General features: G+C 65.0%; 24 protein-coding genes. 9 read left to right on the top strand and 15 right to left on the bottom strand.

All coding sequences use genetic code 11. The features are described 5' to 3' along the window. Positions 1–111: 111 nt before the first annotated feature. From KTQ36_RS09150 to KTQ36_RS09125, 6 genes are read right to left on the bottom strand one after another with little or no spacing between them, the layout of a single operon-like run. Entirely contained in the window at positions 112–366 is a 255-nt protein-coding gene (locus tag KTQ36_RS09150; protein WP_218633361.1) for an ATP synthase F1 subunit epsilon, read from the bottom strand. A 6-nt stretch (positions 367–372) separates the two neighbouring features. After that, the gene (locus tag KTQ36_RS09145; RefSeq protein ID WP_218633360.1) at positions 373–555 is read right to left on the bottom strand and encodes a glutathione S-transferase; all 183 of its coding nucleotides are present in this window, start codon (positions 553–555) and stop codon (positions 373–375) included. 5 nt (positions 556–560) lie between these two features. Then, positions 561–2,009 (bottom strand): F0F1 ATP synthase subunit beta, encoded by a 1,449-nt coding sequence (gene atpD, locus KTQ36_RS09140; protein ID WP_218633359.1) that lies wholly within the window; start codon positions 2,007–2,009, stop codon positions 561–563. Positions 2,010–2,032: 23 nt separating this feature from the next. After that, positions 2,033–2,911: a F0F1 ATP synthase subunit gamma gene (locus KTQ36_RS09135; RefSeq protein WP_218633358.1), complete on the bottom strand. Its 879-nt coding sequence runs from the start codon at positions 2,909–2,911 to the stop codon at positions 2,033–2,035. Positions 2,912–2,943: 32 nt separating this feature from the next. Then, positions 2,944–4,473, bottom strand: coding sequence for a F0F1 ATP synthase subunit alpha (gene atpA / locus KTQ36_RS09130; protein ID WP_218633902.1), 1,530 nt, complete (start codon positions 4,471–4,473; stop codon positions 2,944–2,946). 3 nt (positions 4,474–4,476) lie between these two features. Then, on the bottom strand, positions 4,477–5,031 hold the full coding sequence (locus KTQ36_RS09125; protein ID WP_218633357.1) for a F0F1 ATP synthase subunit delta: 555 nt from the start codon (positions 5,029–5,031) through the stop codon (positions 4,477–4,479). Positions 5,032–5,272: 241 nt separating this feature from the next. Between KTQ36_RS09125 and KTQ36_RS09120 the strand changes: the two genes are divergently transcribed. Beyond that, positions 5,273–6,061 (top strand): alpha/beta hydrolase, encoded by a 789-nt coding sequence (locus KTQ36_RS09120; protein WP_218633356.1) that lies wholly within the window; start codon positions 5,273–5,275, stop codon positions 6,059–6,061. Here the strand turns inward: KTQ36_RS09120 and KTQ36_RS09115 are convergent. Next, complete coding sequence (locus tag KTQ36_RS09115; protein WP_218633355.1) at positions 6,058–6,573, bottom strand: GNAT family N-acetyltransferase; 516 nt, start codon at positions 6,571–6,573, stop codon at positions 6,058–6,060. The two genes, KTQ36_RS09120 and KTQ36_RS09115, sit on opposite strands and share 4 nt — an antisense overlap. A 66-nt stretch (positions 6,574–6,639) precedes the next feature. Here KTQ36_RS09115 and ada point away from each other — a divergent pair, with 66 nt between their 5' ends. Further along, the gene (ada, locus tag KTQ36_RS09110; protein WP_218633354.1) at positions 6,640–7,680 is read left to right on the top strand and encodes a bifunctional DNA-binding transcriptional regulator/O6-methylguanine-DNA methyltransferase Ada; all 1,041 of its coding nucleotides are present in this window, start codon (positions 6,640–6,642) and stop codon (positions 7,678–7,680) included. Between the two features lie 58 nt (positions 7,681–7,738). Further along, positions 7,739–8,647, top strand: a complete 909-nt coding sequence (locus KTQ36_RS09105; RefSeq protein ID WP_218633353.1) for a CPBP family intramembrane glutamic endopeptidase — start codon at positions 7,739–7,741, stop codon at positions 8,645–8,647. On the opposite strand, the gene KTQ36_RS09100 is transcribed toward KTQ36_RS09105, so the two are convergent. From KTQ36_RS09100 to KTQ36_RS09080, 5 genes are all read right to left on the bottom strand, one after another. After that, the gene (locus KTQ36_RS09100) at positions 8,616–10,166 is read right to left on the bottom strand and encodes a cryptochrome/photolyase family protein (protein WP_218633352.1); all 1,551 of its coding nucleotides are present in this window, start codon (positions 10,164–10,166) and stop codon (positions 8,616–8,618) included. The two genes, KTQ36_RS09105 and KTQ36_RS09100, sit on opposite strands and share 32 nt — an antisense overlap. Positions 10,167–10,219: 53 nt before the next feature. Beyond that, on the bottom strand, positions 10,220–11,908 hold the full coding sequence (locus tag KTQ36_RS09095; RefSeq protein ID WP_218633351.1) for a DUF1570 domain-containing protein: 1,689 nt from the start codon (positions 11,906–11,908) through the stop codon (positions 10,220–10,222). A gap of 89 nt (positions 11,909–11,997) precedes the next feature. Then, positions 11,998–14,163 (bottom strand): primosomal protein N', encoded by a 2,166-nt coding sequence (locus KTQ36_RS09090; RefSeq protein WP_218633350.1) that lies wholly within the window; start codon positions 14,161–14,163, stop codon positions 11,998–12,000. Next, positions 14,160–14,945, bottom strand: a complete 786-nt coding sequence (gene purC, locus KTQ36_RS09085) for a phosphoribosylaminoimidazolesuccinocarboxamide synthase (RefSeq protein WP_218633349.1) — start codon at positions 14,943–14,945, stop codon at positions 14,160–14,162. Before purC ends, KTQ36_RS09090 begins: the two co-directional genes overlap by 4 nt. Before the next feature lie 163 nt (positions 14,946–15,108). Then, on the bottom strand, positions 15,109–15,720 hold the full coding sequence (locus KTQ36_RS09080; protein ID WP_218633348.1) for a hypothetical protein: 612 nt from the start codon (positions 15,718–15,720) through the stop codon (positions 15,109–15,111). Between the two features lie 376 nt (positions 15,721–16,096). On the opposite strand from KTQ36_RS09080, the gene parC reads away from it, so the two are divergent. The 3 genes from parC (at position 16,097) to KTQ36_RS09065 (ending at position 20,539) form a co-directional block, all read left to right on the top strand. Next, on the top strand, positions 16,097–18,349 hold the full coding sequence (parC, locus tag KTQ36_RS09075) for a DNA topoisomerase IV subunit A (protein ID WP_218633347.1): 2,253 nt from the start codon (positions 16,097–16,099) through the stop codon (positions 18,347–18,349). A gap of 104 nt (positions 18,350–18,453) precedes the next feature. Continuing rightward, positions 18,454–20,175: a putative bifunctional diguanylate cyclase/phosphodiesterase gene (locus tag KTQ36_RS09070; protein ID WP_345777699.1), complete on the top strand. Its 1,722-nt coding sequence runs from the start codon at positions 18,454–18,456 to the stop codon at positions 20,173–20,175. A gap of 70 nt (positions 20,176–20,245) precedes the next feature. Beyond that, positions 20,246–20,539 (top strand): PilZ domain-containing protein, encoded by a 294-nt coding sequence (locus tag KTQ36_RS09065; protein WP_218633345.1) that lies wholly within the window; start codon positions 20,246–20,248, stop codon positions 20,537–20,539. Positions 20,540–20,552: 13 nt separating this feature from the next. Here the strand turns inward: KTQ36_RS09065 and KTQ36_RS09060 are convergent, their stop codons facing one another. The 3 genes from KTQ36_RS09060 to KTQ36_RS09050 are packed head-to-tail and all read right to left on the bottom strand — an operon-like array spanning position 20,553 to position 22,857. After that, the gene (locus tag KTQ36_RS09060) at positions 20,553–21,692 is read right to left on the bottom strand and encodes a CCA tRNA nucleotidyltransferase (RefSeq protein ID WP_218633901.1); all 1,140 of its coding nucleotides are present in this window, start codon (positions 21,690–21,692) and stop codon (positions 20,553–20,555) included. Between the two features lie 35 nt (positions 21,693–21,727). Continuing rightward, positions 21,728–22,303: a CoA pyrophosphatase gene (locus KTQ36_RS09055; protein ID WP_218633344.1), complete on the bottom strand. Its 576-nt coding sequence runs from the start codon at positions 22,301–22,303 to the stop codon at positions 21,728–21,730. After that, positions 22,300–22,857, bottom strand: coding sequence for a DUF1285 domain-containing protein (locus KTQ36_RS09050; RefSeq protein ID WP_218633343.1), 558 nt, complete (start codon positions 22,855–22,857; stop codon positions 22,300–22,302). Before KTQ36_RS09050 ends, KTQ36_RS09055 begins: the two co-directional genes overlap by 4 nt. 66 nt (positions 22,858–22,923) lie before the next feature. On the opposite strand from KTQ36_RS09050, the gene KTQ36_RS09045 reads away from it, so the two are divergent. The 3 genes from KTQ36_RS09045 to KTQ36_RS09035 all read left to right on the top strand — a co-directional run bounded on the left by KTQ36_RS09045 (position 22,924) and on the right by KTQ36_RS09035 (position 24,921). Next, complete coding sequence (locus KTQ36_RS09045; protein ID WP_218633342.1) at positions 22,924–23,655, top strand: SDR family oxidoreductase; 732 nt, start codon at positions 22,924–22,926, stop codon at positions 23,653–23,655. Further along, positions 23,652–24,068, top strand: a complete 417-nt coding sequence (locus KTQ36_RS09040; RefSeq protein ID WP_218633341.1) for a dihydroneopterin aldolase — start codon at positions 23,652–23,654, stop codon at positions 24,066–24,068. Before KTQ36_RS09045 ends, KTQ36_RS09040 begins: the two co-directional genes overlap by 4 nt. Before the next feature lie 181 nt (positions 24,069–24,249). Beyond that, positions 24,250–24,921: an energy transducer TonB gene (locus tag KTQ36_RS09035; RefSeq protein WP_218633340.1), complete on the top strand. Its 672-nt coding sequence runs from the start codon at positions 24,250–24,252 to the stop codon at positions 24,919–24,921.

Genomic DNA, 24,921 nt, shown 5'->3' with positions numbered 1-24,921 from the left:
TCCGCCGCCGCTGGTCAACGGCACGTTCGAGAAGATTTTCGCGTTCGAGCGCAAACTGGTGAACCGGATGAAATTCCCGGCCGGCCTGTCGCTCTATGCGGTCGTGAAGGCTTAGCCTTCAGCCTTTTCGGCGAGCACGGTCAGGCCCTTGTCGCCGACTTCGGCAAAACCGCCCGAGACCATGACGCGCTCCGGCTCGCCGCCGGCGCTCTTGTAGATTTCGAGCGCGCCGTCCTTGAGCGTGGTCATGAATGGCGCGTGGCCTTCCATGACGCCGAAGTCGCCCTCGACACCGGGGACCACGACCATGTGCACCTCGTCCGCGCGGACGAGCTTTTCGGGAGTGACCAGTTCGAAGTTCAACATGGGCTTCTAATCTCCGATCGCCGCGTCGAAATCGGATGCGGCTTTCTCAAACTTGTCCCGGCATCCCGGGTTGCAGAAGCCGACGACCTTGCCGCGATAGTGCGTGAGGCTGTCGGCCTGCACCGGGTCGCCCGACCAGGGGCAGACCCGGTTGATGCAGTCCTCGAGGCGAAGAGCGGTCTTCGCCACGGGGCTTAGGCGTCTTCCGCCATCTTCTCGGCCTTGGCGACCGCGTCTTCGATACCGCCGACCATGTAGAAGGCGGCTTCGGGAAGATGGTCATACTCGCCGTTCACGACCGCCTTGAACGACTTGATCGTGTCTTCGAGCTGGACGAATTGGCCCGGAATGTTGGTGAAGACTTCCGCGACGTGGAACGGCTGCGAGAGGAAGCGCTGGATCTTACGGGCGCGAGCCACGGTCAGCTTATCTTCTTCCGACAGTTCGTCCATGCCGAGAATGGCGATGATGTCCTGGAGCGACTTGTACTTCTGGAGGATTTCCTGGACCGCACGGGCGGTTTCGTAATGCTCCTGGCCCACGACGCGCGGCTCGAGAACGCGGCTGGTCGAGTCCAGCGGGTCGACCGCCGGATAGATGCCGAGTTCCGAGATGGCGCGCGACAGGGTGGTGGTCGCGTCCAAGTGGGCGAACGAGGTCGCCGGCGCAGGGTCGGTCAAGTCGTCCGCGGGGACGTAAATGGCCTGCACCGAGGTGATCGAGCCCTTGTTGGTCGAGGTGATGCGCTCCTGCAGCGCGCCCATGTCGGTCGACAGCGTGGGCTGATAACCCACCGCGGACGGGATACGGCCGAGCAGCGCCGACACTTCCGAACCCGCCTGGGTGAAGCGGAAGATGTTGTCGACGAAGAAGAGGACGTCCTGACCTTCCTCGTCACGGAAATATTCCGCCTGGGTCAGGCCCGACAGGGCGACGCGGGCACGGGCCCCCGGCGGTTCGTTCATCTGGCCGTAGACCAGCGCCACCTTCGACCCTTCGGGCGTTGCGTTGCCGTCCTTGTCCTTGGCGATCACGCCGGCGTCGAGGAATTCGTGGTAGAGGTCGTTACCCTCACGGGTACGTTCACCGACGCCCGCGAAGACCGACACGCCGCCGTGGCCCTTGGCGATGTTGTTGATCAGTTCCTGGATGAGCACGGTCTTGCCCACGCCCGCGCCGCCGAACAGGCCGATCTTGCCGCCCTTGGCGTAGGGGGCGAGGAGGTCGATGACCTTGATGCCCGTGACGAGAATGTCGGCTTCGGTCGACTGGTCGACGAACTCCGGCGCTTCCGCGTGGATCGGGGCGGTGCGCTTGGCGTTGATCGGGCCCAGTTCGTCGATCGGCTCGCCGATGACGTTCATGATGCGGCCGAGCGTTTCGGGGCCGACCGGCATTTCGATCATCGAACCCGTCGCCTTGACCTCCTGGCCGCGGGTCAGGCCCTCGGTGGCGTCCATCGCGATCGTGCGGACGATATTCTCGCCGAGGTGCTGGGCGACCTCGAGCACGAGACGGTTGCCGTTATTGTCGGTCTCGAGCGCGCCGAGGATCGGCGGCAGCTCGCCGTCAAATTCGACGTCGACGACGGCGCCGATGACCTGCGCGATGCGGCCGGTCTGGGTCTTGGTGGCGGTGGCCATGGTATCTCTTCCTTGCCTTCCGATTAGAGCGCTTCGGCGCCCGAAATGATTTCGACGAGTTCGGTGGTGATCGCCGCCTGGCGTTGGCGGTTATACTGGATCGACAGGCGATTGATCATGTCGCCTGCGTTGCGCGTCGCATTGTCCATCGCGGTCATCTGCGAGCCGTAGAAGCCGGCCTGGTTTTCCAGCTGCGCGCGATAAATCTGGATCGCGACGTTCTTGGGCAGCAGGTCGGCGAGGATTTCCTCTTCGCCCGGCTCATATTCGACCGCGGCGGAGGCAGCGTCGGTTTCCTGGACCTCGGCGGGTTTGACCGGGATGATCTGGTCGACCTGCGGGATCTGCGACAGGGTGGTCTTGAATTCGGCGTAGGCGAGATGCGCGACGTCGAAGCGACCGGAATTGAAGCGGTCGATGATGTCGTCGGCGATCGCCTGCGCGTCGCTGTAGGACGGGTTCTTGATGCCCATCGTGTCGTGCTGGCCGACAACCTTGCCGGGGAAGAAGCGATTGAGGATCGGCTTCGACTTGCGGCCGACGACGTAGAACATGACGTCCTTGCCATCGGCGATCAGTTCGTCCGCCTTGGCCTTCGCGGCCTTGACGATGTTCGAGCTGAAGGCGCCCGCGAGCCCCTTGTCGGCGGTCACGACGATGATGAGATGCGCGTCGTCCTTGCCCGTGCCCGCGATGAGCTTGGGCGACTGGGGGCCGACGGTGATACGCGCGGCGAGGCTCGACATGACGTCGGACAGGCGCTGCGCATAGGGACGTCCGGCCTCGGCGCGTTCGGTCGCACGGCGAAGCTTCGCCGCGGCGACCATCTTCATCGCCTTGGTGATCTTCTGGGTCGACTTGACCGAGTTGATCCGTCCCTTGAGGTCTTTGAGGCTGGCCATCGGCTAGCGTCTCCTATTGGTCCTCGTTGCGCTTAAGCGAACTGCTTGCCGAACGCTTCGAGCGCGTCCTTGAGCTTGGCAGCCGTGTCGTCCTCGAGCTTCTTGGTCTCGCGGATGGTGTTGAGGATGTCGGCATGATCCGAACGGATGTAGCTGAGCATCGCGGCCTCGTAGCGGGTCACGTCCTCGACCTTCACGTCATCGATGAAGCCGTTGGTACCGGCGTAGATCGAGACGACCTGCTCTTCCATCGGCATCGGCTGGAACTGCGGCTGCTTGAGCAGCTCGGTAAGGCGGGCACCGCGTGCGAGCAGCTTCTGCGTCGCAGCGTCGAGGTCCGAACCGAACTGGGCGAAGGCGGCCATTTCGCGATACTGGGCAAGTTCGAGTTTGATCGAGCCCGCAACCTTCTTCATCGCCTTGGTCTGGGCGGCGCCGCCGACGCGGCTGACCGAGAGGCCGACCGAAATGGCGGGGCGGATGCCCTGGTAGAAGAGGTCGGTTTCGAGGAAGATCTGGCCGTCGGTGATCGAGATCACGTTGGTCGGGATGTAGGCCGACACGTCGCCCGCCTGCGTTTCGATGATCGGCAGCGCGGTCAGCGACCCGGCACCATTGTCTTCGTTCATTTTCGCCGCACGCTCGAGCAGGCGGCTATGCAGGTAGAAGACGTCGCCCGGATAGGCTTCGCGGCCCGGCGGGCGGCGCAGCAGGAGCGACATCTGACGGTAGGCGACGGCCTGCTTCGAAAGGTCATCATAGACGATTACGGCGTGCATGCCGTTGTCGCGGAAATACTCGCCCATAGCGCAGCCGGTGTAGGGCGCGAGGAACTGCAGCGGTGCGGGCTCCGAAGCGGTCGCGGCGACGACGATCGAATATTCCATCGCGCCATTTTCTTCGAGCTGCTTGACGATCTGCGCGACGGTCGAGCGCTTCTGGCCGACGGCGACGTAGATGCAGTAGAGCTTCTCGCTCTCATTGTCCGACTTGTTGACGTTCTTCTGGTTGATGAACGTGTCGATGGCGACGGCCGACTTACCGGTCTGGCGGTCGCCGATGATCAGTTCGCGCTGGCCGCGGCCGACGGGGACGAGCGCGTCCAATGCCTTGAGACCGGTCTGGACCGGCTCGTGCACCGACTTACGCGGGATGATGCCCGGCGCCTTGACTTCGACGCGGCTGCGTTCGGTCGCGTCGATCGGGCCCTTGCCGTCGATCGGGTTGCCGAGCGCGTCGACGACGCGGCCGAGCAGGCCCTTGCCGACGGGGACGTCGACGATGGTGCCGGTCCGCTTGACGGTCGAGCCTTCGGTCACTTCACGGTCGGAACCGAAGATGACGACGCCGACATTGTCATGCTCGAGGTTGAGCGCCATGCCCTGCACGCCGCCTTCGAATTCGACCATTTCACCGGCCTGGACGTTGTCGAGGCCGTGGACACGGGCGATGCCGTCACCGACCGAGAGGACGGAACCGACTTCGGTCACCTTGGCGTCAGCGTCGAAATTCTTGATTTCGTCCTTGATGACGCGGGAAATTTCAGCGGCGCGGATATCCATCATTTAGCCTTTCATCGCCTGGGCGAGGGTGTTGAGTTTGGTACGGACGGTGGCGTCAATCAGTTCGGAACCGAGCTGGACCTTGAGGCCACCCAAGAGATCGGGATCGACGCTGGTGTCGAGCGTCACGTCGCGGCCCACGCGGGCCGAAAGCTTCTTCTGGAGCGCGGCGAGCTGGTCGGTTGACAGCGCGCGGGCGCTGGTCACTTCGGCGCGGGCCTCGCCCTTGTGATCGGCGACGAGCGTGGCGAACGCTTCGCTCGCGGCGCCGAGCTGGTCGAGACGGCCATTCTCGGCGAGCACGCCGAGGAAGTTGGCGGTCAGCCGGTGCAGCTTGAACTCGCGGGCGATCGCCTGGGTCGCGCGCGCCGCATCGTCGCGGGTCATCGCGGGCGACGCGATCAGCGCGTCGAGATCGTTCGATTCGGCCAGAGCCGCGCGAAGCGAATCGAGATTCGCCGCGACCGTGTCGATTTCGTTTTCCTCACGTGCCAGGCCGAACAAGGCCGAAGCGTAACGCCCCGCCAGGCTGGCCCGGATGCCGCCGCTGCTATTCACGTTGGCTCAAGCTCCAGACAAATGGTCCATCCATGCATCAAACGGGGCGCTGCGGCTCTTGGGTAAAAAACCGTGCGCCCCCCATGGGTTGGCGCGCCCCTAGCAAGGGGTGGGAAAGGATGCAAGGCACTGTCCTGAAGCTTTTCGAAAAAGAGCCCGAGAGGGGGTCGAAATCGGCGACGATCCGCCTTGCCGGGCTTGTGCATCCGGGCGCTTTGCGCGACCCATAGGCCCCTAGGCCATGCGCAATTTCATTCTCAGCCTTTTCCTGACGATCGGACTGGTTCTTCTTATGCTTTTCGCCCTGCAACGCACGATGATCTACCCCGGCACGAGTCGCGATGCGAGCGACTGGAGCGCGCCGCCCGCAGGCTATGAGGTCGTCCAGCTCGCAACCGAGGACGAGCTGCGCCTGAAGGCTTTCTTCCGCCCTGCCAGGGAAGGCGGCAAGACCCTCATCTTCTTTCACGGCAATGGCGACAGTGCGCGCAACAGCGCCTCGTGGGTGGACGGGGCGCTGGGGCCCGACGATGGCGCGCTGTTCGTTTCCTATCGCGGCTATGCCGGCAATCCCGGCGCGCCGAGTGAAGAGGGGCTGAAGCGCGACGCAAGAGCGGCCTTGCGCTTCGTGCGCAAGCAGGGCGTGGACGACGGCGACATCGTGATCGGCGGCTTCTCCATCGGCACGGGGGTGGCGAGCCGGCTGGCGCTCGACGGGAAGTTTGCCGGGCTGATCCTGATCGCGGCCTTCACGTCATTGCCCGACGCGGCATCGGCGGCCTTTCCCTTCCTGCCGAACAAGCTGCTCCTGCGCGACAAGTTCACGACCAAGGGCCGGATCGCCAAGGCATCGGGAAAAGTGCTTCTGATCCATGGCGCGAATGACGGGATCGTGCCCGCTTCCCACAGCGAACGGCTCGCGCGGCTTCGCCCCGATGCGACCTTCGTGCGGATCGAGGGCGCGGGGCATAACGACATTGCCGCGGGCGCCCTGCCGGTGATGGCCGACTGGCTGGCCAATCTCGACTAAGCGATGCGCTTCGTGAAGAAGTGGGTGAACGGGGTCGGGCGGTAGCCCGCAAACGGACCGCATCGCGTAAAGCCCGCACCTTCGTAGAGCCGGTTGGCGGCAGCAAAGAGCGGGCTGTTTCCGGTTTCCATCGACAGACGCGTCATCCCGGCCGCTTTCGCCCGATCGATCAAGGCGTCGAGCATGACCTTGCCCGCGCCCGTGCCGCGCGCGTGATCGGCAGCGCGCATCGACTTGATCTCGCCATGGTCGTCATCGAGCGTGCGCAGTGCGCAGACCGCGGCGAGCGTTCCGTTTTCTTCGCGCAGCGTCAGGACGAGAATCGCCGGGTCGTCAAGCCGCTCGGCCGTCATCACGTGGCAGGCATCGGGCGGGCTGTCGGCGCGCATCTCGGCAAAATGCTGCGCTAGCAACGCCTGCACGTCGTCGCGGCTCAGTTCGCCCTCGTGGGTCGTGCGTTTGCCCATGGCCTGCTGCTGCGCCGCGGCGCGGCTGCGGGCAAGGTGAAACATTGACCGCAAGCTTCGGGAAGCCAGTGACCGTTGGCGCGGCTACTGCTTGCTGTCATGATCCACACGATGATTCTGAACGACGACGAACGATGGGCCCGGGTGAAGGCGCGCGACCGACGCGCGGATGGGCTGTTCGTGACCGGGGTGCTGACCACGGGTATCTATTGTCGGCCGTCCTGCGCGGCGCGGCATCCCAAGCGGTCCAATGTCCGCTTTTTCGATGACGGGCGCGCGGCGCAGGGGGCGGGGCTGCGGGCATGCAAGCGCTGCCACCCCGACGATGTCGCACCCGATGAAGCGGCGGTGGCCAAGGCGGTCGAACTGCTCGAGGCAGGCCCCGCGACGCTCGAGGAGCTGGGGGCGGCGACCGGCTACTCGCCCGGCCATCTCCAGCGCGTTTTCAAGCGGGCGATGGGCGTGTCGCCCGCCGCCTATGCGCGGGCTAGGCGCAAGGGCAGGGCGGACGAGGCGTTGAGCCGAGAGACGCGCGTCACCGACGCGATTTACGAGGCCGGCTACGAAGCGCCGAGCCGATTTTACGAGGACCGGAAGGGCAAGGGCATGAGCGCGAGCGCGTGGAAGAAAGGCGGGGCGGGCGCGACGATCCGCTACGCCGTGGTCGACAGTGCGATGGGGCCGATGCTGGTCGCGGCGACCGACAAGGGCATCTGCCGACTGAGCTTCGGCGAGGACGAGGCGGCGCTGACGAAGCGTTTCCCCAAGGCGACGATCCTGCCCGATGACGGGAAAATCGCCGATTGGGTCGCGGGCGCGGTGCAGGCGGTCGAAGCCCCGCTCGCCATGCCCGACCTACCGCTCGACGTGGCGGGCACCGCGTTCCAAGAGGCGGTGTGGCAGGAGTTGCGCAAGATCCCGCCGGGCGAGACGCGCAGCTATGCCGAACTGGCGGCGGCGGTCGGCAAGCCGGGCGCGGTCCGCGCCGCGGGCAGCGCCAACGGAGCCAATCATGTCTCGGTGCTGATCCCCTGTCATCGCGTGGTGCGCTCGGACGGGAGCCTTGGCGGCTATGCCTGGGGGCTGGAGATCAAGAAGCGGTTGCTCGAGGCCGAGGGCGTGACGCCCGACCAGGCGAAGCTCGACCTTTAGCTTGCATGGGCCGCGCGCGCGGCGCACTCTTCCCGGCGTGACCCCGGGGGAGGACCGTATGACCGATGCAGTGAGCCAGCCGCTCTGGAAGAAGACCGTCGATTTTCCATTGGTGGCGATGATCATCGCGCTGCTGGTGATCGCGGTCGTGGTCTTCACGGTTGGCGAGGTCATGGCGGTGCTGACGCCGCAAGTCGGCGAGACGGCCGGCCAGCTGCTCGGCGCGGTAATCGTGATCACCTTGTCCTTCCTCGCCTACAAGCTGGTCATCCGGCACTTGGGCGAGCGCAAGCATGACGACCTGCGCGCCGAGAATGCCGTTCGCGATCTCGGGCTGGGCATCGGCGGCTCGTTCCTGCTGATGGCGGCGATCGTGGGGATCGCGGCGGTGTTCGACGTCTACAATATCGTCGGCGAGGGGGGCTTTTCGGATTTCGTTTTCCTGTTCGCGGGGGCGGGGCTGATCGCAGGCTTCATGGAAGAGCTGATCTTTCGCGGCATCCTGTTCCGCTGGATCGAGGAGTTTGCGGGCAGCTGGGCGGCGCTGGTGCTGACCGCGCTCTTCTTCGGCTTCGCGCACGATGCCAATCCCAATGCGACGACCTTTTCCTCGATCGCGATTTCGATCGAGGCGGGGCTGCTGCTGGGGGCGGCCTATATGTGGACGCGGTCCTTGTGGCTGCCGATCGGGATCCATTTCGGCTGGAACATGACGCAGGGATTCGTGTTCGACGTGCCGGTGTCGGGCAACGACGTCGAAGGGCTGGTGACGGCGGAGTTGTCGGGGCCGGAGTTGCTGTCGGGCGGGGCGTTCGGGCTGGAGGCGTCGCTGATCGCGCTGGTGCTGGCGACCGCGGCGGGGCTGTGGATGCTCAAACAAGCGATGGACAAGGGCGAGGTGATGGCGCCGTGGTGGGTGCGGCGCAAACAGGCGCTCAGCGCGCCCACGGCTCCTGCGGAGGAGTGAGCGTTTTCAGGAAGGCGTCGGCGCTGTCGCGATACTCTTGCCTACGCGCGTCATCCATCCGGTCCCAGTTGGAATAGATGCGGCCGAGGCGGTGGTTGCTGGAGAGCTTGTCGCGGTGGCGGTCGAGAAAGTGCCAGTAGAGCGCGTTGAAGGGGCAGGCGTCCTCGCCGGTCTTCTTGCTGACGTTATAGCGGCATGAACTGCAATAATCGGACATCTTGTTGATGTAGTTGCCGCTAGCCGCGTAGGGCTTGGACGCCATCGCGCCGCCGTCGGCGAAGAGCGCCATGCCGACGACGTTGGGCATCTCGACCCACTCGTAGGCGTCGGCGTAGACGACGAGGTACCAGTCCTGGACCTGGCGTGGCTCGATCCCGGCAAGCAGTGCGAAATTGCCGAGCACCATGAGCCGCTGGATATGGTGGGCGTAAGCATGCTCGCGGGTGGCGCGGACGGCTTCGGCCATGCAGTGCATGTCGGTCTCGCCGGTCCAGTAAAAGTCGGGCAGGTCACGCTTGGCGTCGAAGTAATTCTCTTCGCCATAGCCTTCCCCCTCCCACCAATAGATGCCGCGAATATATTCGCGCCAGCCGATGATCTGGCGGATGAAGCCCTCGGCGGCTTCGATCGGGACCTTGCCGTCATTGTAGCGCCGCTCGGCGCGCTCGCAGACGTAAAGCGGGTCGAGCAGGCCGAGATTGATCGAGGTCGAGAGGAGCGCGTGGTTGAGGAAGTCCTCGCCCGTGAGCATCGCATCCTGCGTCGCGCCGAAACAGGGGAGGCGGTGGTCGAGGAACTGTTCGAGTGCGTCTTTGGCCTCGGCGGCGGTCACCGGCCAGGTAAAGCTTTCGAGGTCGCCGAAATGGTTGCCGAAGCGGCTGGCGACGAGGTCCATGACGTCGCGCGTGATGGCGTCGGGCTCGAAGGTGGGGCGGGGCGGGAAGTCGGTGTCGGGATCGGCACTGTCGCGATTTTCGTGGTCGAAGTTCCAGCGACCTTCAACGGGCTCGTCGCCGTCCATGAGGAGCCCGGTCTTGCGACGCATATCGCGATAGAAATATTCCATGCGCAGCCCACCGTCGCGGCTCTGCGCCCAGGCGGTGAATTCGTCGAGGCTGCAGACGAAGCGCGTATCGGGGCGGATGTCGACGGGGAGCTCGAATGTGTCCGACCAACCCTCGATCGCGTCCATCACGCGATATTCGCCCGCTTCGGTGATGCGGATGGCATCAATGTCGTGGCGAGCCAGCGCGCGCTCGACCTCGCCGGTAAAGCTGCCTGAATTGTCGTCATCGTCGAGCTTGACGTAATCGACCTCGTAACCGCCCTCGCGCAATTCCTCGGCGAAGTGACGCATGGCAGAGAAGATCAACGCGATTTTCTGCTGGTGGTGGCGGACATAGGTCGCCTCGTCCCAGACCTCCATCATGAGGACGATACAATCCGAGCGGTCCTCGACATCGAGCGAGGAAAGATCGAGGCTCAGCTGGTCGCCTAAGACGGGAATAAGGGTCGCCATGCCCGTCCTAACGGGGCAAGGCGACCCATCGCTCCCTCGGGTGGACCAAAGCCCTAGGCTTCGGCGCCCTCTTCCTCTTCGTCCTCGTCGCCCGAAAAGTCTTCGGGGTCGATCGCGATCGCGGCCTCGGTCTTGCCTTCGCGGATGAGGTCGATCATCGCCCGCGCGGCCTTCGCCGAGCCAAGGCCGTGCGTATTGTACGCGATGGCCGAGAGCAGGACCTCGGCGTCCTTGGTGTTATTATGGGTCAGCAGCGCCTTGGCACCCTCGAACCGTGCTTCGGTGTCATAGGGCGCAAGCTGAACCGCCTGGATCAGTCCCTGTAGCGCGACCATCGGCGGCGCGACGCCTTCTTCGACGAACGTGTCGTAGAACATGTAGAGCGGCTCGGGATCCTTGGGCGCGAGGTCGCGGGCAATCTGGATATGCTCGCGAGCCTCCTGGAACAGCGCGTAGCGCACGTCGGGGTCGAGATCGGGCTTGTCCTTCTCGACTTTCTCGGGCTCCTCATACTTCTCGCCCTTCTTTTTCGCTTCCGCCTTTTTCTTGGCTTCCTCGACCTGGCGTTCGATTTCTTCCCAGCTGTCGGGCGGGTTCACGCGCGCCATGGCGATCTTGGCGATATAGAGATGCGCATCGACCAGCTCGGGATCGAGCTCGATCGCGCGTTCGGCCGCTTCCTTGGCCTTGTCGAAATTGCGCAGGTCATACTGCGCCTCGGCCAGCACGCGCTGCACCATCGCGTCGTCGGGATGGGCACGCGCCGCCTTGAGCACGTCGTCGACAACGGCCTGCGCTTCTTCCTCGCTCGAGACGCCGACCTGCGAGCGCATATAAGCGGGCATGGCCATTTCCATGCCGGGCGTGACGTCGCGAATGCGCACCGCATTGTCAGGCAGGCGCGGTACGTCGAGGCGGACGTAGGGCAGGCGCTGCTTCTTGCGATAACCGCGCATCTCGCCGCCCAGTCGATCGAGGTCGCCAAAGGCAGCCTTGGCCGCCGCGACCGGCTCCTCGCCGCGCATCAGGCCGGCGATATAGTTGTCGAGCTGGCCGGCGCGGCTCTCCTCGAACGTCAGATAGTGCGTCAGCTTCCAGCCCCAGGCATAGACCGACGTCACGTCGCGAAAATCGCTATAGTCGAGATCGTCGCCGAGCATCTGCTCCATCGGGACCGGATTGACATATTGCAGCTGGTCCGCGCGGTGCATGGCCGGTCGGCCCAGCTCCACCTGGCTCTTGTCGACGTCGACCTCTGCAGTGCCAAAAAACTCCGCAAAGCCTTCGCGCAGCCATGCCGGCATCGGGCTGTAGAGCGTCTCGAACATCAGGTGATGGGTGTATTCGTGGTAGAAGATCACCTCGGGCGTGATGCCGCGGGCGTTGTTGCCGCCCCCTACGCGCGGGACGACCGCGACCGGACCCGAGAGGCGCGGAATGTAGAAGCCCGCGACCCCGCTTGCGCCGCCTGCGGCTTCTTCGACCTCGTTCAGCGTTTCGACCGCGAACACCCGGACCTTGTTGCCTTCGTCCAGTTCGCGATTGGGAACGCCGCGCGCCATGCGGTAGGCGCCGTCGAACAATTCCAGTTCGCGCGCGAAGTCTTCGAGCTTGTCGCTCGATTCTTCCGAATAGATGATGAAGTGCGGCGTTTCCGCGCGCTTCCACTGTGCATCCGCCGCCGCCGGAAATGCCACCATGCCCGCCACACCGGCAAGCAGCCCCAACCCAAACTTGTTCATCCTGTCCCCCGGACCTTTCTCAAACTGATGGTCCCAGTCTTGTGCATCAAGACCATCATCGCAAGCATTAATCGCGGTTAAGTGCTTGTTTAGACGAAACTATAGGGATCGACATCGACCGTGACGCGTACCCGGCTGGGCCAGTCGACCTGGTCGAGCCATTTGCGGATTTCGGCCTGGACATCGAGCTTGCGTTCGGCGTGGACCAGCAGCCGTTGGCGGTTGCGGCCGCGCAGCATCGCGAGCGGTGCGGGCGCGGGGCCGTAGATCGCCATTCCCTCCACATTGGGTCGCTTGTCCCCCAATCGCTTGGCGGTGCCGACCGCGTCGGCTTCTTCTTCCGCGCTTACAATGATGGCGGCGAGCCTGCCGAAGGGCGGCATGGCGGCGCCGCGCCGTGCCTCGGTCTCGGCCTCGTAGAAGCCCGGACCGTCGCCCGCGACCAGTGCTTCGAGCACGGGGGCGGAGGGGTCGTGGGTCTGGATCAGCACGCGGCCCGGTTTCTCACCACGCCCGGCGCGCCCCGCGACCTGCATGATCTGCTGGAAACTCCGCTCGGCCGCGCGCAGGTCGCCGCCTTGCAGCGCGAGGTCCGCATCGACCACGCCGACGAGCGTGAGGTCGGGGAAGTGGTAGCCTTTGGTCACCAACTGGGTGCCGACCACGATGTCGATCTCGCCCGCCTCCATGGCGTGCACGAACTCTGCGGCTCTCGCGGGACTCCAGATTGTGTCCGAGGTGACGACCGCGGTCTTGGCGTCGGGGAAGAGCGCTTTCACCTCGTCGGCGATGCGTTCGACGCCGGGGCCGCAGGCAACCAGCGTGTCCTCCTCACCGCATTCGGGGCACTCGCTGGGTGGAGGCATCACATGCCCGCAGTGGTGGCAAGCCAACCTTGCCATCAACCTGTGTTCGACCATCCAGGCGGTGCAGTTGGGGCATTGGAAGCGGTGGCCACAGGTGCGGCAGAGGGTGAGGGGGGCGAAGCCGCGGCGGTTAAGGAAGAGCAAAGATTGCTCACCAGCCTCGAGATTCTTCTCGAGTTCGCGCACCAGCGAAGGGGAGAGCCAACGCTGCCGGTCGGGCGGATCCTGCGTGAGGTCGACGGCTCTCAACTCGGGCAGCTCGGCGGTGGCGTGGCGCTCCGTGAGCCTGACCTCCTCGTAGCGGCCGATGTCGACCATGTGGCGGGTTTCGATCGCGGGGGTGGCGGAGGCGAGCAGGACCGGAATGTCCTCGAAATTTCCGCGCATCACGGCCACGTCGCGGGCGTGGTACTGGACGCCTTCTTCCTGCTTGAAACTGGTCTCGTGGGCCTCGTCGACGACGATCAGGCCTAGCTTGGCGTAGGGGAGGAAGAGGCTGGAGCGGGCGCCGACGACGACCTTGGCTTCGCCCGTGGCAATGGCGCGCCAGGCGCGGCGGCGCTCGGAGGCGCGCAGGTCGCTGTGCCACGCGACGGGCTCGCAGCCGAAGCGCTTGGTGAAGCGGGTGAGGAAGGGCTCGGTGAGCGCGATTTCAGGGAGCAGGACGAGGATCTGCCTGTCCTGCCGGAGCGCCTCGGCGACATGCTCGAAATAGACTTCGGTCTTGCCGCTGCCGGTGACGCCGTCGAGCAGGAAGGGCTGGAACCCCTGGCCGATCGATGACCGCAGGCGTTTGGCGGCGTCGGCCTGTTCGGGGCGCAGCTCGGGCGGGTCGAAATCGGGATCGGGGACGGGGAAGGGCGCGTCGGCGTCGATGGCGACGGGCTCCAAGGCCAGCGCGTTGACGAGGCCGCGGATCACGCCGTCGCTGACCCCCGCGTGGCGGGCGAGTTCGCGGACGCTGCCCTGCCGCCCTTCGAGCTTTTCGAGCGCGCGGGTGCGCTGGGGCGTCATGCGGTCGGGGCGGGTGCCGGTGGGGCGATATTCGGTGAGCTGTCGCGGGTTGGCGAAGGCGGCGCTTGGCAGCACCATGCGCAACACGCTGGCGAGCGGGGAGAGGTAATAGTCTGCGGTCCACTCGCACAGGCGGCGGAGCGGGGCGGGGAGCGGGGGAATGTCGACCTTGCCAAGGAACGGGCGGAGGCGGTTGTCGCCGACTTCTTCGGTCGGGAGCCGCTCAGGCTCCCACGCGACGCCGACCAGCTGGCGGGGGCCGAGCGGGACGTGCAGGACGTCTCCCGGCGCAACCTCCACGCCGTCGGGCACGCGATAATCGAGAGGCCCGAGCGCGGCGTTCAGGGTGACGACGCGGGTGCGCCGAACACTCACTTACCTTTTTTATTCCTGTGCGCGTCGAGGTCGAGGACCGCGCCGGCTTCGCCGTCTTCGTTGGTGAGGAGGCCGAGGCGGCGGGCGATTTCCTGGTAGGCTTCGGCGACGTCGCCGAGGTCCTGGCGGAAGCGGTCCTTGTCGAGCTTCTTGTTCGACTTCATGTCCCACAGGCGGCAGCTGTCGGGCGAGATTTCGTCGGCGAGGATGATGCGCGAGAAATCGCCGTCGAACAGGCGGCCGAACTCCAGTTTGAAGTCGACGAGGCGGATGCCGATGCCGGAGAACATGCCGCACATGAAGTCGTTGATGCGGATCGCCATGTCGGCGATGTCGTTCATCTCGTCCTGGCTCGCCCAGCCGAAGCAGGCGATATGCTCGTCGGCGACCATCGGATCGCCGAGCTCGTCATTCTTGTAGCAATATTCGATGATCGTGCGGGGCAGCTGCGTGCCTTCCTCGATCCCGAGGCGCTTCGACAAAGTGCCTGCGGCGACGTTGCGCACGATGACCTCGATCGGCACGATCTCGACCTGGCGGATCAATTGTTCGCGCATGTTGAGGCGGCGCATGAAATGGGTCGGCACGCCGATGGTCGCTAGCGATTTGAAGATATGTTCGGAGATGCGGTTGTTGAGCACGCCTTTTCCGGCGATCTGCCCCTTCTTCTGCGCATTGAAGGCGGTCGCGTCGTCCTTGAAATATTGGACGAGCGTGCCGGGCTCGGGCCCCTCGTAGAGGATCTTTGCCTTGCCTTCGTAGATTTGCCGCCTTCTGCTCACGCGAATCCGTCCTTTTGAGGGGTTGAGCGGCGGCTATAGGGCCAAGCGCGAAAGGGGGCAATCGGCGAGCAGTTGCCTTGGGGGAATGTCGACTGCTCGCCGATTGCGGCAGGCCGGGGCGATGGTCGGGGAGCCCTTCGCCATCCGGCCTGCCAGTCACGGACTATTCGTGGTCCATGTCGTCATGATGGTCGTGATGATCGTCCGCCATCGGCTGTTCGAGCATCACGAGCGCGTCGCCTTCCATAGCCAACGCGGCGTGGGGCACGGTGACGACGGTGCCGCTGTCGAGTTCGACCGCGAGACCGACCGGGGTGCGGCTGGCGTTGCGGGCGATCGAGCGGACGCGGCCGACGACTTCACCCGCGCGGTTGGCGACGGCACTGCCCAGCGCAACGGCATCGAGATCGATCAGCGCGCGGCCATGCACGTCGGCGACACCGCCCGCACCATGACCATGACCATGACCATGGGCATCGGCGCTGGCGCGGGCCGAGACCTCTGCGCCCGGGGGCGGGGGCATGTCACGAACGCTTTCGCGCACGACGCCGACCGCCTGGCGCGCGGTGCCGGTGGCGCGGTCCACGACCGAACCGACATTTGCACCCGCATTGCCGCGTGCGCCGACGCCGATGGCGCCGCCGATATCCTGGCCGATCCCGACGCCGACAATGCCGCCGGCACCGCCACCGATGCCGATCGACTGCGCCTGTGCGAGCGAGGGCGCCGCGACGGCGACCGCGAGGGCCGAAAGGGTTACGCTATACTTGTTCATGGTTTCTGGTCCTTCGATTGATTTCGAATGGAGCCCAGATACGCGCATCGATCGCCGCCGGATGCCCCAAATTCGCCCAATCGAGGCCGCAAAGCGCCCAGCCGTTCTTATCGACAGCAATGTCAGTTTTTCCCGGAAAACTAACGTTAATTGTTCATATGCGGTTCACCCAGCGCGCGCCGCCGAGTGTAACGAAGCGTTTGCGAAGCAATAAGCGAGTTGGGCGAAGAGTCGGCGCCGCGCGGCCGGCGGGTCGGCCCAGCCGAACCCGTCCGACGGGGTTAGCAAGGGCTAAGGCGCAATTGGCGTTGGTGGCTTCAACCCGAATGAGCATTCCCCATAGCCCCCCAACCCCTCTCCCGCTAACGTCCCGGCCATGACCACCGAACCCGATTCCCTGATCACTCCAGAACCCTTCAGTTCCGCCCTCTCCGACCGTTACCTGGTCTACGCCCTCTCGACGATCACGGCTCGTAGCCTTCCCGACGTCAGAGACGGTCTTAAACCCGTGCACCGTCGCCTGCTCTGGGCCATGCGCTTGCTCAAGCTGAACCCCACCGGCGCGTACAAGAAATCGGCGCGTGTGGTCGGCGATGTCATCGGTAAATATCATCCGCACGGGGACGCGTCGGTCTACGATGCGATGGTGCGGCTCGCGCAGGACTTTTCGCTGCGCTACCCGTTGGTCGAGGGGCAGGGGAATTTCGGCAATATCGACGGCGATAATGCCGCCGCCTACCGCTATACCGAGGCGCGGCTGACCAAGACCGCGATGCGGCTGATGGACGGGCTCGACGCCGGGACGGTCGACTATCGCGCGACCTATAATGGCGAGGACGAGGAGCCCGAAGTGTTTCCGGGCCTGTTCCCCAACCTGCTCGCCAACGGGGCGGCGGGGATCGCGGTGGGAATGGCGACCTCGATCCCGCCGCATAATGTCGGCGAGCTGGTCGCGGCCGCAGTGCACCTGATCGATACGCCGAACGCGCATGACGCGACGCTGATGAACTATGTCCAGGGGCCTGACTTTCCGACGGGCGGCGTCTTGGTCGACGATCCCAGGACGATCGAAAAAGCCTATGTGACGGGGCGCGGCTCTTTCCGCATTCGCGCCAGGATCGAGGTGATCAAGGAGAAGGGCGGGGCATGGCACCTCGTCGTCAGTGAAATTCCCTATGGGGTCAGCAAGGGCAAGCTGATCGAGCAGATCGCGGGGCTGATCGGGGACAAGAAGCTGCCGATCCTTGCCGATGTGCGCGACGAGAGCGCGGAGGATATCCGCATCGTGCTCGAGCCCAAGGCGCGGACGGTGGACCCGGACCTGCTGCTTGAAAGCCTCTACAAGTTGAGCGATCTGGAGAGCCGTTTTTCGCTCAACTTGAACGTGCTGGAGAACGGGCGGACGCCGGGCGTGATGAGCCTCAAGGAGGCGCTGCTCGCGTGGATCCGCTTCCAGATCGAGGTGCTGGTCAATCGCTCGCTGCACCGGATCGGGAAGATCGACGACCGGCTGGAGCTGGTCGAGGGCTTCCTGAAGGCGTTCCTCAACCTCGACCGGGTGATCGAGATCATCCGCACCGAGGACGAGCCCAAGCAGGTCATGATGGCCGAGTTCGAGTTGACCGACCGGCAGGCCGAGGCGATCCTCAACATGCGGCTGCGGTCCTTGCGCAAGCTCGAGGAAATGGAGCTGACCAAGGAGCGCGAGGCGCTGGTGGAAGAGCGCGCGGGGCTAGACGAGCTGGTCAAGGATGAGGGGCTGCAAAAGAAGCGGTTGAAGGCCGACATGCGCGCGCTGGCGAAAGACTATGCCGACGATCCGCGGCGGACCGTGGTCGAGGAGCAAGAGGTGGCGCGCGACCTCGACTGGACTGCGATGATCGAGAAGGAGCCGATTACCGTCATCCTGTCGAAGAAGGGCTGGATCCGCGCGATGAAGGGGCATGCCGAGCTCGCCACCATCCCCGACATGAAATTCCGCGAGGGCGACGAGGCGGACATCCACTTCCACGCCTACACGACCGACAAATTGCTGATCGGGGCGCAGAACGGGAAGGTGTTCACCGTGGGCGGCGACAAGCTGCCCGGTGCGCGCGGGTTCGGGGAGCCGGTGCGGCTGATGGTCGACCTGGAGGGTGAGGTGGACATCGTGACGATGTTCCCGGTGACCCCGGACATGCAGCTGCTGTGCGCGGCGAGCGACGGGCGCGGCTTCCTGGCGCGCGGCGAAGCGGTGATAGCCGAGACCAAGAAGGGCAAGCAGCTGATGAACCTCAAGGAGGGGCATCGGATGAAGCTGTTGAAGCACGTGCCCGAGGGCGCGGACGCGATCGCGGTGGTAGGCGAGAACCGCAAGATGCTGGTGTTCAAGCTCGATGAATTGAAGGAAATGAGCCGCGGCGCGGGGGTGCAGTTGCAGCGCTATCGCGACGGCGGATTGTCGGACGCGATCGCGTTCAAGCTGGAGGACGGGATCAGCTGGGCGATGGGCGGGGGCAAGCGCAACCGGACCGAGAGCGACGTGCTGCCGTGGAAGGTGGCGCGCGGGGCTGCCGGACGCATGGCGCCGATGGGCTTCCCGCAGGAAAATGTCTTCACCCCGCCGGTGGAAAAGTCGGACGACGACTAAACCCGTGTTAATCCCTTGTTTTAGGGCCTGTTAACGCCTCTCGTTTAATGCGAGCGCCCATGAAGGCCGGAGCCGAACGAACCGTCACTCCCGAAGGGGTGGACGTGAGCCCGCGTAATGCGGGCGTTGTCGGCGTGCCGGACATCGACCCGTCCGACGATCATCTGCCCTTGCTCAACGCCTTGCCCATGGCGGCGAGCATTTACAGCTGGAAGAATGACAAGCTGTGGGTGTGCGGCTTTAACGATGCCTTTCTTGCGCTGCTTCGTTCGGCGGCCGATGACGACTGCAAGAACCTTTATGCGCATCATGCGAATGGCGAGGCGGGAGCGTTCGTCGCAAACTTCCTGCACGATCCGGCAACCGCTCCGACCGATCTCGACTATGAAGTCGGCGAGACGCCGCAAAAGCGCTATTGCAAGCTCAAGCTAGCGCCGCTGCTACCCGATGGCGAAGGCCATGCGCGATGCCTGTTGAGCGCGGTCGATGTCACCGCGGAGGTGAAGGCGGAGCAGAATTTGCGCGCCGAGATGCTGCGCGACAGCCTGACCGGGCTGCCCAACCGCCTGCGCTTTACCGAGACGATCGAGGCGCTTGACGAGACACCGGCGCGGGGAATCGATCATGCCGTGCTGGCGATCGATATCCTGCGGTTCTCGCGCATCAACGAGAGCATGGGGAGCCTGGCGGGCGACGAACTGCTGATTACCTTTGCGCGCCGCCTGATGAGCGCGCTGCGCTCGGGCGACATGCTGGCGCGGACCGGGGGGAACGAGTTCGGCATCCTCGTCAGCCTGCGCCGCGGGGTGCAGGACGCGATGGCCGCCGCCGCGCGAATCCACGACCTCCTGTCGACGCCGTTCAAGCTGTCGGAGCTGGAGATCAAGGTCGATTGCGCCATCGGCATCGCGCTCAAGAGCGGCGACGTGGAGGCCGAAGAGCTATTCCGCAACGCCCAATTCGCGGTCAAGCAGGCCAAGGCGAGCGGCAAGCCCGAAGTCTATGCGCCCAGCGAAGCGCGCGAGGCGCGTCGCCGGTTCAGCATCGAGACCGAGCTGCGCCGCGCGATCGACAATGAGGAATTGGAGCTTGCCTACCAGCCGCTGGTCGACCTCAGGTCGGGCGCGGTAACGGGGTTCGAGGCGCTGGCGCGCTGGACCCACGAGGATCGCGGACGCATCGGGCCGACCGAGTTCATCCCGGTCGCCGAGGAAAGCGGGCTGATCCTAGACCTCGGGCGCTGGGCGCTCGACCGCGCGATCGCCACGATCGCAGCGTGGGACCGCCAGAACGAGGGAGGGCTGCCTTTCTACGTCGCGGTTAACCTGTCTGCGATCCAGATCGCGCGCGACGATGTCGTCACCTGCGTCGGCGAAACGCTGCGCCATCACGGCGTGTCGGGCGACCGGCTGACGCTCGAGCTGACCGAAAGCGCGATCGTCCAGGACCCGGGGCGCGCCATGCGTGTATTCGAGGGACTGAAAGGGCTCGGCGCGAGCCTGTCGATGGACGATTTCGGCACCGGTTATTCCAGCCTCGCCTACCTCCAGAAACTGCCCATCGACGTGCTCAAGATCGACAAGAGTTTCGTGCGCCAGATGCTCGATGACAGCGACAGTGTTTCGATTGTCCGAGCCATTCTCAGCTTGGCAGAGGCGTTGGGGATGGCGACGACTGCCGAAGGGATCGAAGGCGCGCCGCTTGCGACCACGCTGGCGGCGCTCGGGTGCCGGACAGGGCAGGGCTATCACTTTGCCCGCCCGCTCGCGCCCGACGACGCGCTCCAATTCTTTCGCGAGGCCAATCCAACGATAACCAAAAATTAACTAGCATTGATTAGTTTTTGCATAGGTCGCCGGGGGGCGACTCTGCGACCAGAGTTTGAAAGTTTGAATCATGAATGCCGAAAACCATGATTTCCGCCGCGAACCCGGCCAGGTGAAGCGCCAGCCGCGCGTGCGCGTTGAACATGAGGGTGTACTGATCGACAGCGAGGGCGCTGAAGTGGCGGTGAAGGTCGCCGATATTTCGCGCGAGGGCTGCCGTCTGTTCACCGACGGAAACGTCATGATCGGCGAGCGCGTCACGCTGAAGGTCGGTCGTGCCGGCGCTGTGCCCGCCCAGGTGCGCTGGGCTCTTGGCAACGAAGCAGGGCTTCGCTTCATCGAAGCGCAGGGGCACGTCGACTAGGTCGCGCGCGCGACTAGGAATTGTCGAGGGCGGATTGCAGCAGGGTATTGAATCCGGTCCCCTCCGGGAATCCCTGCCGGATCCATTCTTCCTCAAGGGCCCGCAACGTCTTCGCGACTTGCGGGCCCTTTTTGATGCCGCGTTCGATGAGGTCGCCGCCCTTGATCGGCAGGACCGGAATTTCCCATTCGGCGACGTCGGCCATGCCGACACGGTCATCAACCAGCGCGAGCGCATCGAGTGCTGCATCCCGGCCGCGGCGATAGGCGAGCGCGCGCTGAGTGCCCTCATGAGCCGTGGCGGCGAGCACAAGACGCTGCCGCTGCGCTTTGGACAGCTTGAGGCGCCCCGCAACCTCGCGCGCGATGGCCGGGTCGGCGGGGAGCAGCGCGGCGAGGCGGCGGATCGGGTGCGGGTCGAGATTGGTTTCGGCCTCGGTCCAGACCAGCGCTTTCAGGCGGCCTACGCCGTCGGCGTCGATTTCGGGCAGGACGGGCGTGAAGATGCCTTTGTCGTGCATCAACGCAACCGTGTCGCCGGGCCGCGGGAGCGCGAGGAGCTTGAGCAATTCGTCTGCAATCCGCTCGCGGCTCAGCGCCATGAGGTTGTTGGCTTTGCGGGCGCAGGCTTCGAGACCTTCGGCGTCGGGCTCGCCTTCGCCGAAGCGGGCGTGGAAGCGGAAAAAGCGCAGGATGCGCAGATGATCTTCTTCGATTCTTGCCTCGGGCGTGCCGATGAAACGGACACGTCGCGCTTCGAGATCGTCGAGACCGCCGAAATAATCGCTGATCTCCCCGGTCAGCGGGTCGGCGAAGAGCGCATTGAAGGTGAAATCGCGCCTCGCAGCATCCTCTTTCCAGTCGTCGGTGAAGGCGACCGTGGCACGGCGGCCGTCGGTCGACACGTCGCTCCGCAGCGTCGTAACTTCCACGACGGTATGGTCGGACACGGCGGTAATCGTCCCGTGTTCAATGCCGGTCGGGATCGCCTTAATGCCCTTCGCCTCGAGCCGCCGCACGACTTCGTGTGGATCGTGGGTGGTCGCGAGATCGATGTCGGCGCTGTCCAGTCCGAGCAGCTGATCACGAACGCAACCGCCGACGAAGCGGACCGCGCCCTCCTCTTCGCCGAGCGCGGAAAGAAGACGCGCCATGCCGGACAGCGCGCGCAGGGTGACAAGGTCGAAACTCACGCGGCGAACCTCTTGGACAAACCGACGATCATCCCTGCCGTGGCGCCCCAGATATTCCGGTCGCCATAATCGATCCGCCAATAGTTGCGCATGCGCCCCCTCCATTCGGTGCGTTCGCGATGGTGGTGCTTGGGATCGAGCAGGCGGTCAAGCGGCGCCTCGAACCATTCCTCGACTTCGCCCGGATTGGGTTCGAGCGGGACGTCGGGCGTGACGAGCCCGACCACAGGCGTCACGGCGAAGCCGGTGCCGGTGAGATAGCGGTCAAGCGGGCCGATCAGATCGACATCGCGCGCGCGCAGGGCGAGTTCTTCCCATGCTTCGCGCAGCGCGGCTTCCTCGTCGCTTTCGCCCGGGTCGATCCGGCCGCCGGGAAAAGCGACCTGACCGGCATGATTTCGCAAATCGCCGTGGCGGACGGTGAGGATCAGCCCCGGGCGCTCGCGCTTGGTGATCGGCACGAGCACGGCGGCCGGCGTGATTTCGCCAAATTCGGACGGGTCGAGATCGTCCTGGCTCTCGCCGGGGGACGGGGCGGCAAGCGCGGTGCGAAGCTGAAGTTCGAAGCTCATGGTTCCAGACTGAAGAAGACACCGTCGGACCAGACGCCCTTGGCCTCTTCGGCCAGCGCGGTCTCGGCAAGTTTGTAATAAAGCGGGCGGGCGATTTCGGCTTCTAGCCCGTGCCGGACATGGACGCGAGGTGAGGGGCCGTCCTCCTCTTCGATCACCGAAATGGCGTGGTCGGGGCCGGCGATCACGGCATCGCCGCTGTCGAGTTCGAAGGCGATGCGGCGATCTTCGCCAGCCCCTTCCATCGTCATCGCGATGGCGCGAAAGGCGGTGCGTTCCACCTCGATCGTGAGTTTCTCGACGGGGGTTACGAGCACGTGGCTGCCATCTTCCTCGCGACGCAACACGGTGGAGAGAAGGCGGACCATGGCGGGGCGCGTGATGGGGCTGCCCTGGTGGAGCCAGGTGCCGTCGCGAAGGATCTTCATCTCGCTGTCGCCGCAGTGGGTCGGGTTCCACTGGTCGACCGGCGCGCTGCCGCGCTCTTCGATCGCCTTGGCGATGGCTGCGAGCGACTGGCCGGCCAGACTGACGGAGGGCTTGGTTTCGGGCATTGATCAGCAGATAGGGCGCCGCGCCGCTTATTGCCAGTGCGCGGCGAAGCGGGCATGGGGCGGGCCATGAACCGCGGCACCGCACTCGTGACTGGCGTCAAGGCGCGCATCGGCAAAACCGTTGCCGAGGCATTGCGCGACGATGGCTGGCGCGTGATCGGCCAGGTGCGCGATCAAAACGACCCGGTGCCCGATGGCGTCGAGCGTATCGCGGGCGACCTGTCGCGCCCCGACATCGGCACGAATCTCTACGCGCAGGTCGAGGGGGAGGCGCCGAGCCTGCTGGTCAATGTCGCGGCGCGCTTTGCCGAAGACTCGCTGGGCAGCCTGTCATCAGACGAGTTCGAGGCGCACATGGCGGTCAACGTGCGCGCGCCCGCGCTGATCGCCGAGGCGTTCGCCGATGCCCATGAGGGCGGCGAGGCGATGATCGTCAATATCCTGGATGCCAAGCTCGCCGCGCCCAACCCCGATTATCTCAGCTATACGCTTTCGAAATCCGCGCTGGCGGGGTGGACCGATATAGCCGCGCGCGCGTGGGCAGGCGCAGGCGTACGCGTGAATGCGATCGCGCCCGCCCTGATGCTGCCCTCGGGCGACATGGAAGAAAACGACTTCGAGATGGTCCACGACCTCAACCCGCTCGGCCACGGGGTCGAGCCCGGGGAACTGGTCGGCGCGCTGCGCTACCTGATCGACGCGCCGGGCGTGACCGGCGAGACCCTGACCCTCGATGCCGGCCAGCGCTTTCTTGCCTTGCCGCGCGACGTGGCCTTTATCGATGTGGAGGATGAATGAGCGGCCCTGTGAAACTGGACGGGATCAAGCGGCTGGTGCCCAAGAGCCGGAGCATCCTGCTCGACCGGCTCGAGGTCGAAGCCGACATCGGCTTTCATGACTTCGAGATCGGCACGCCGCAACGACTGATCGTCAGCGTCGAGCTGTGGCTGGAGGATCCGGCGGCCAATCACGAGGACGATCCGCAGCAGGCGTGGGACTATGACTTTCTGCGCCGCGAAGTGATTCGCATCGCCCAGACGAGGCGCTGGAATTTGCAGGAAACGCTGGTCGGCGAAATTTTCGACCGCGTGGGCGCGCTTCACGGCGTGAAGGCATTACGCGTGCGTTCCGAAAAGCCCGATATTTACGAAGATGCGCAAGGGGTTGGGGTCGAACTTTGCTCGTTCGAAGTCGTTCCGCCGACGAAGTGACACGCACTGTCGGATTGGGAACAAATGCGTTGCCACGCCCATTTTCCACCTATAAGGAAGCCCACCATTGCCGAATGTAACCTTAGTACACGGCATTTCATGATCCTGTGATCGTCCAGCGCCCCGCTGGAACGACACAACCGCGGAGCCACCCGCGGAAGCCGAGGAGAGAAGTGACGTAATGTCCTACGCCCAACGCAGAGAGATGAAGGCCAACCGTACCGGCCCGATCATCATCGTGGCGCTGCTCCACGTGGTCTTGGGCTACGTTCTGGTCACCGGCCTTGCCGCAAATGTGGTCAAGAACGTTGCGGAAGACCTCAAGACTTTCAACGTCGAAGAAGAGCCGCCGCCCCCGCCCGAGGAACCACCTCCCCCGCCGCCCGAACAGCCGCAGGTGGAAACTCCTCCGCCGGTCGTCGCCCCGCCGCCGATCGTGCGTACCAACGTCCTGCCGCCGCCGGTCACCACCGCGCGCGTGGCACCGCCTCCGGTAGTTACGCCGACCGCTCCGGTCGCGCCGCCGGCGCCTCCCGCGCCGCCGCCGCCCAGGATCGAACCGGCCAACCCGCGCGGTGACGTGCGTGGTCTGTTCTCGACCGACGATTATCCCAGCCGCGCGCTTCGTAACGAAGAGCAAGGCACGGTCCGCGCCCGCCTGACGATCGATACGCGTGGTCGCGTTTCGGCTTGTACGGTCACGCAGTCGTCGGGATCGTCGCTGCTGGACGACACGACCTGCCGCCTGCTGCAGCGTCGCGCCCGGTTCGACCCGGCTACCGACAGCTCGGGTGCCAAGGTCCAGGGAACGTACAATACTCCGCCGATCCGCTGGGAAATCCCTCGTCGTTAA

Origin of the sequence: Sphingomicrobium clamense, from assembly GCF_019264355.1 — a bacterium.
In the GTDB taxonomy this organism is placed as follows: domain Bacteria; phylum Pseudomonadota; class Alphaproteobacteria; order Sphingomonadales; family Sphingomonadaceae; genus Sphingomicrobium; species Sphingomicrobium clamense.
Note: the sequence above shows the minus strand (reverse complement) of the source record. Positions and strands in the feature narration are given on the sequence as shown.

What these genes read in the sequence shown, in the direction of transcription:
- KTQ36_RS09120 (WP_218633356.1), top strand. Translation starts at nt 5,273, where the DNA reads ATGCGCAATTTCATTCTCAGCCTTTTCCTGACGATCGGACTGGTTCTT.
- atpA (WP_218633902.1), bottom strand. Translation starts at nt 4,473, where the DNA reads ATGGATATCCGCGCCGCTGAAATTTCCCGCGTCATCAAGGACGAAATC.
- KTQ36_RS09150 (WP_218633361.1), bottom strand. Translation starts at nt 366, where the DNA reads ATGTTGAACTTCGAACTGGTCACTCCCGAAAAGCTCGTCCGCGCGGAC.
- KTQ36_RS09080 (WP_218633348.1), bottom strand. Translation starts at nt 15,720, where the DNA reads ATGAACAAGTATAGCGTAACCCTTTCGGCCCTCGCGGTCGCCGTCGCG.
- KTQ36_RS09040 (WP_218633341.1), top strand. Translation starts at nt 23,652, where the DNA reads ATGAGCGGCCCTGTGAAACTGGACGGGATCAAGCGGCTGGTGCCCAAG.
- KTQ36_RS09115 (WP_218633355.1), bottom strand. Translation starts at nt 6,573, where the DNA reads ATGTTTCACCTTGCCCGCAGCCGCGCCGCGGCGCAGCAGCAGGCCATG.
- KTQ36_RS09135 (WP_218633358.1), bottom strand. Translation starts at nt 2,911, where the DNA reads ATGGCCAGCCTCAAAGACCTCAAGGGACGGATCAACTCGGTCAAGTCG.
- parC (WP_218633347.1), top strand. Translation starts at nt 16,097, where the DNA reads ATGACCACCGAACCCGATTCCCTGATCACTCCAGAACCCTTCAGTTCC.
- KTQ36_RS09095 (WP_218633351.1), bottom strand. Translation starts at nt 11,908, where the DNA reads ATGAACAAGTTTGGGTTGGGGCTGCTTGCCGGTGTGGCGGGCATGGTG.
- KTQ36_RS09105 (WP_218633353.1), top strand. Translation starts at nt 7,739, where the DNA reads ATGACCGATGCAGTGAGCCAGCCGCTCTGGAAGAAGACCGTCGATTTT.
- KTQ36_RS09100 (WP_218633352.1), bottom strand. Translation starts at nt 10,166, where the DNA reads ATGGCGACCCTTATTCCCGTCTTAGGCGACCAGCTGAGCCTCGATCTT.
- ada (WP_218633354.1), top strand. Translation starts at nt 6,640, where the DNA reads ATGATTCTGAACGACGACGAACGATGGGCCCGGGTGAAGGCGCGCGAC.
- KTQ36_RS09065 (WP_218633345.1), top strand. Translation starts at nt 20,246, where the DNA reads ATGAATGCCGAAAACCATGATTTCCGCCGCGAACCCGGCCAGGTGAAG.
- KTQ36_RS09060 (WP_218633901.1), bottom strand. Translation starts at nt 21,692, where the DNA reads ATGGCGCGTCTTCTTTCCGCGCTCGGCGAAGAGGAGGGCGCGGTCCGC.
- KTQ36_RS09055 (WP_218633344.1), bottom strand. Translation starts at nt 22,303, where the DNA reads ATGAGCTTCGAACTTCAGCTTCGCACCGCGCTTGCCGCCCCGTCCCCC.
- atpD (WP_218633359.1), bottom strand. Translation starts at nt 2,009, where the DNA reads ATGGCCACCGCCACCAAGACCCAGACCGGCCGCATCGCGCAGGTCATC.
- KTQ36_RS09050 (WP_218633343.1), bottom strand. Translation starts at nt 22,857, where the DNA reads ATGCCCGAAACCAAGCCCTCCGTCAGTCTGGCCGGCCAGTCGCTCGCA.
- KTQ36_RS09045 (WP_218633342.1), top strand. Translation starts at nt 22,924, where the DNA reads ATGAACCGCGGCACCGCACTCGTGACTGGCGTCAAGGCGCGCATCGGC.
- KTQ36_RS09035 (WP_218633340.1), top strand. Translation starts at nt 24,250, where the DNA reads ATGTCCTACGCCCAACGCAGAGAGATGAAGGCCAACCGTACCGGCCCG.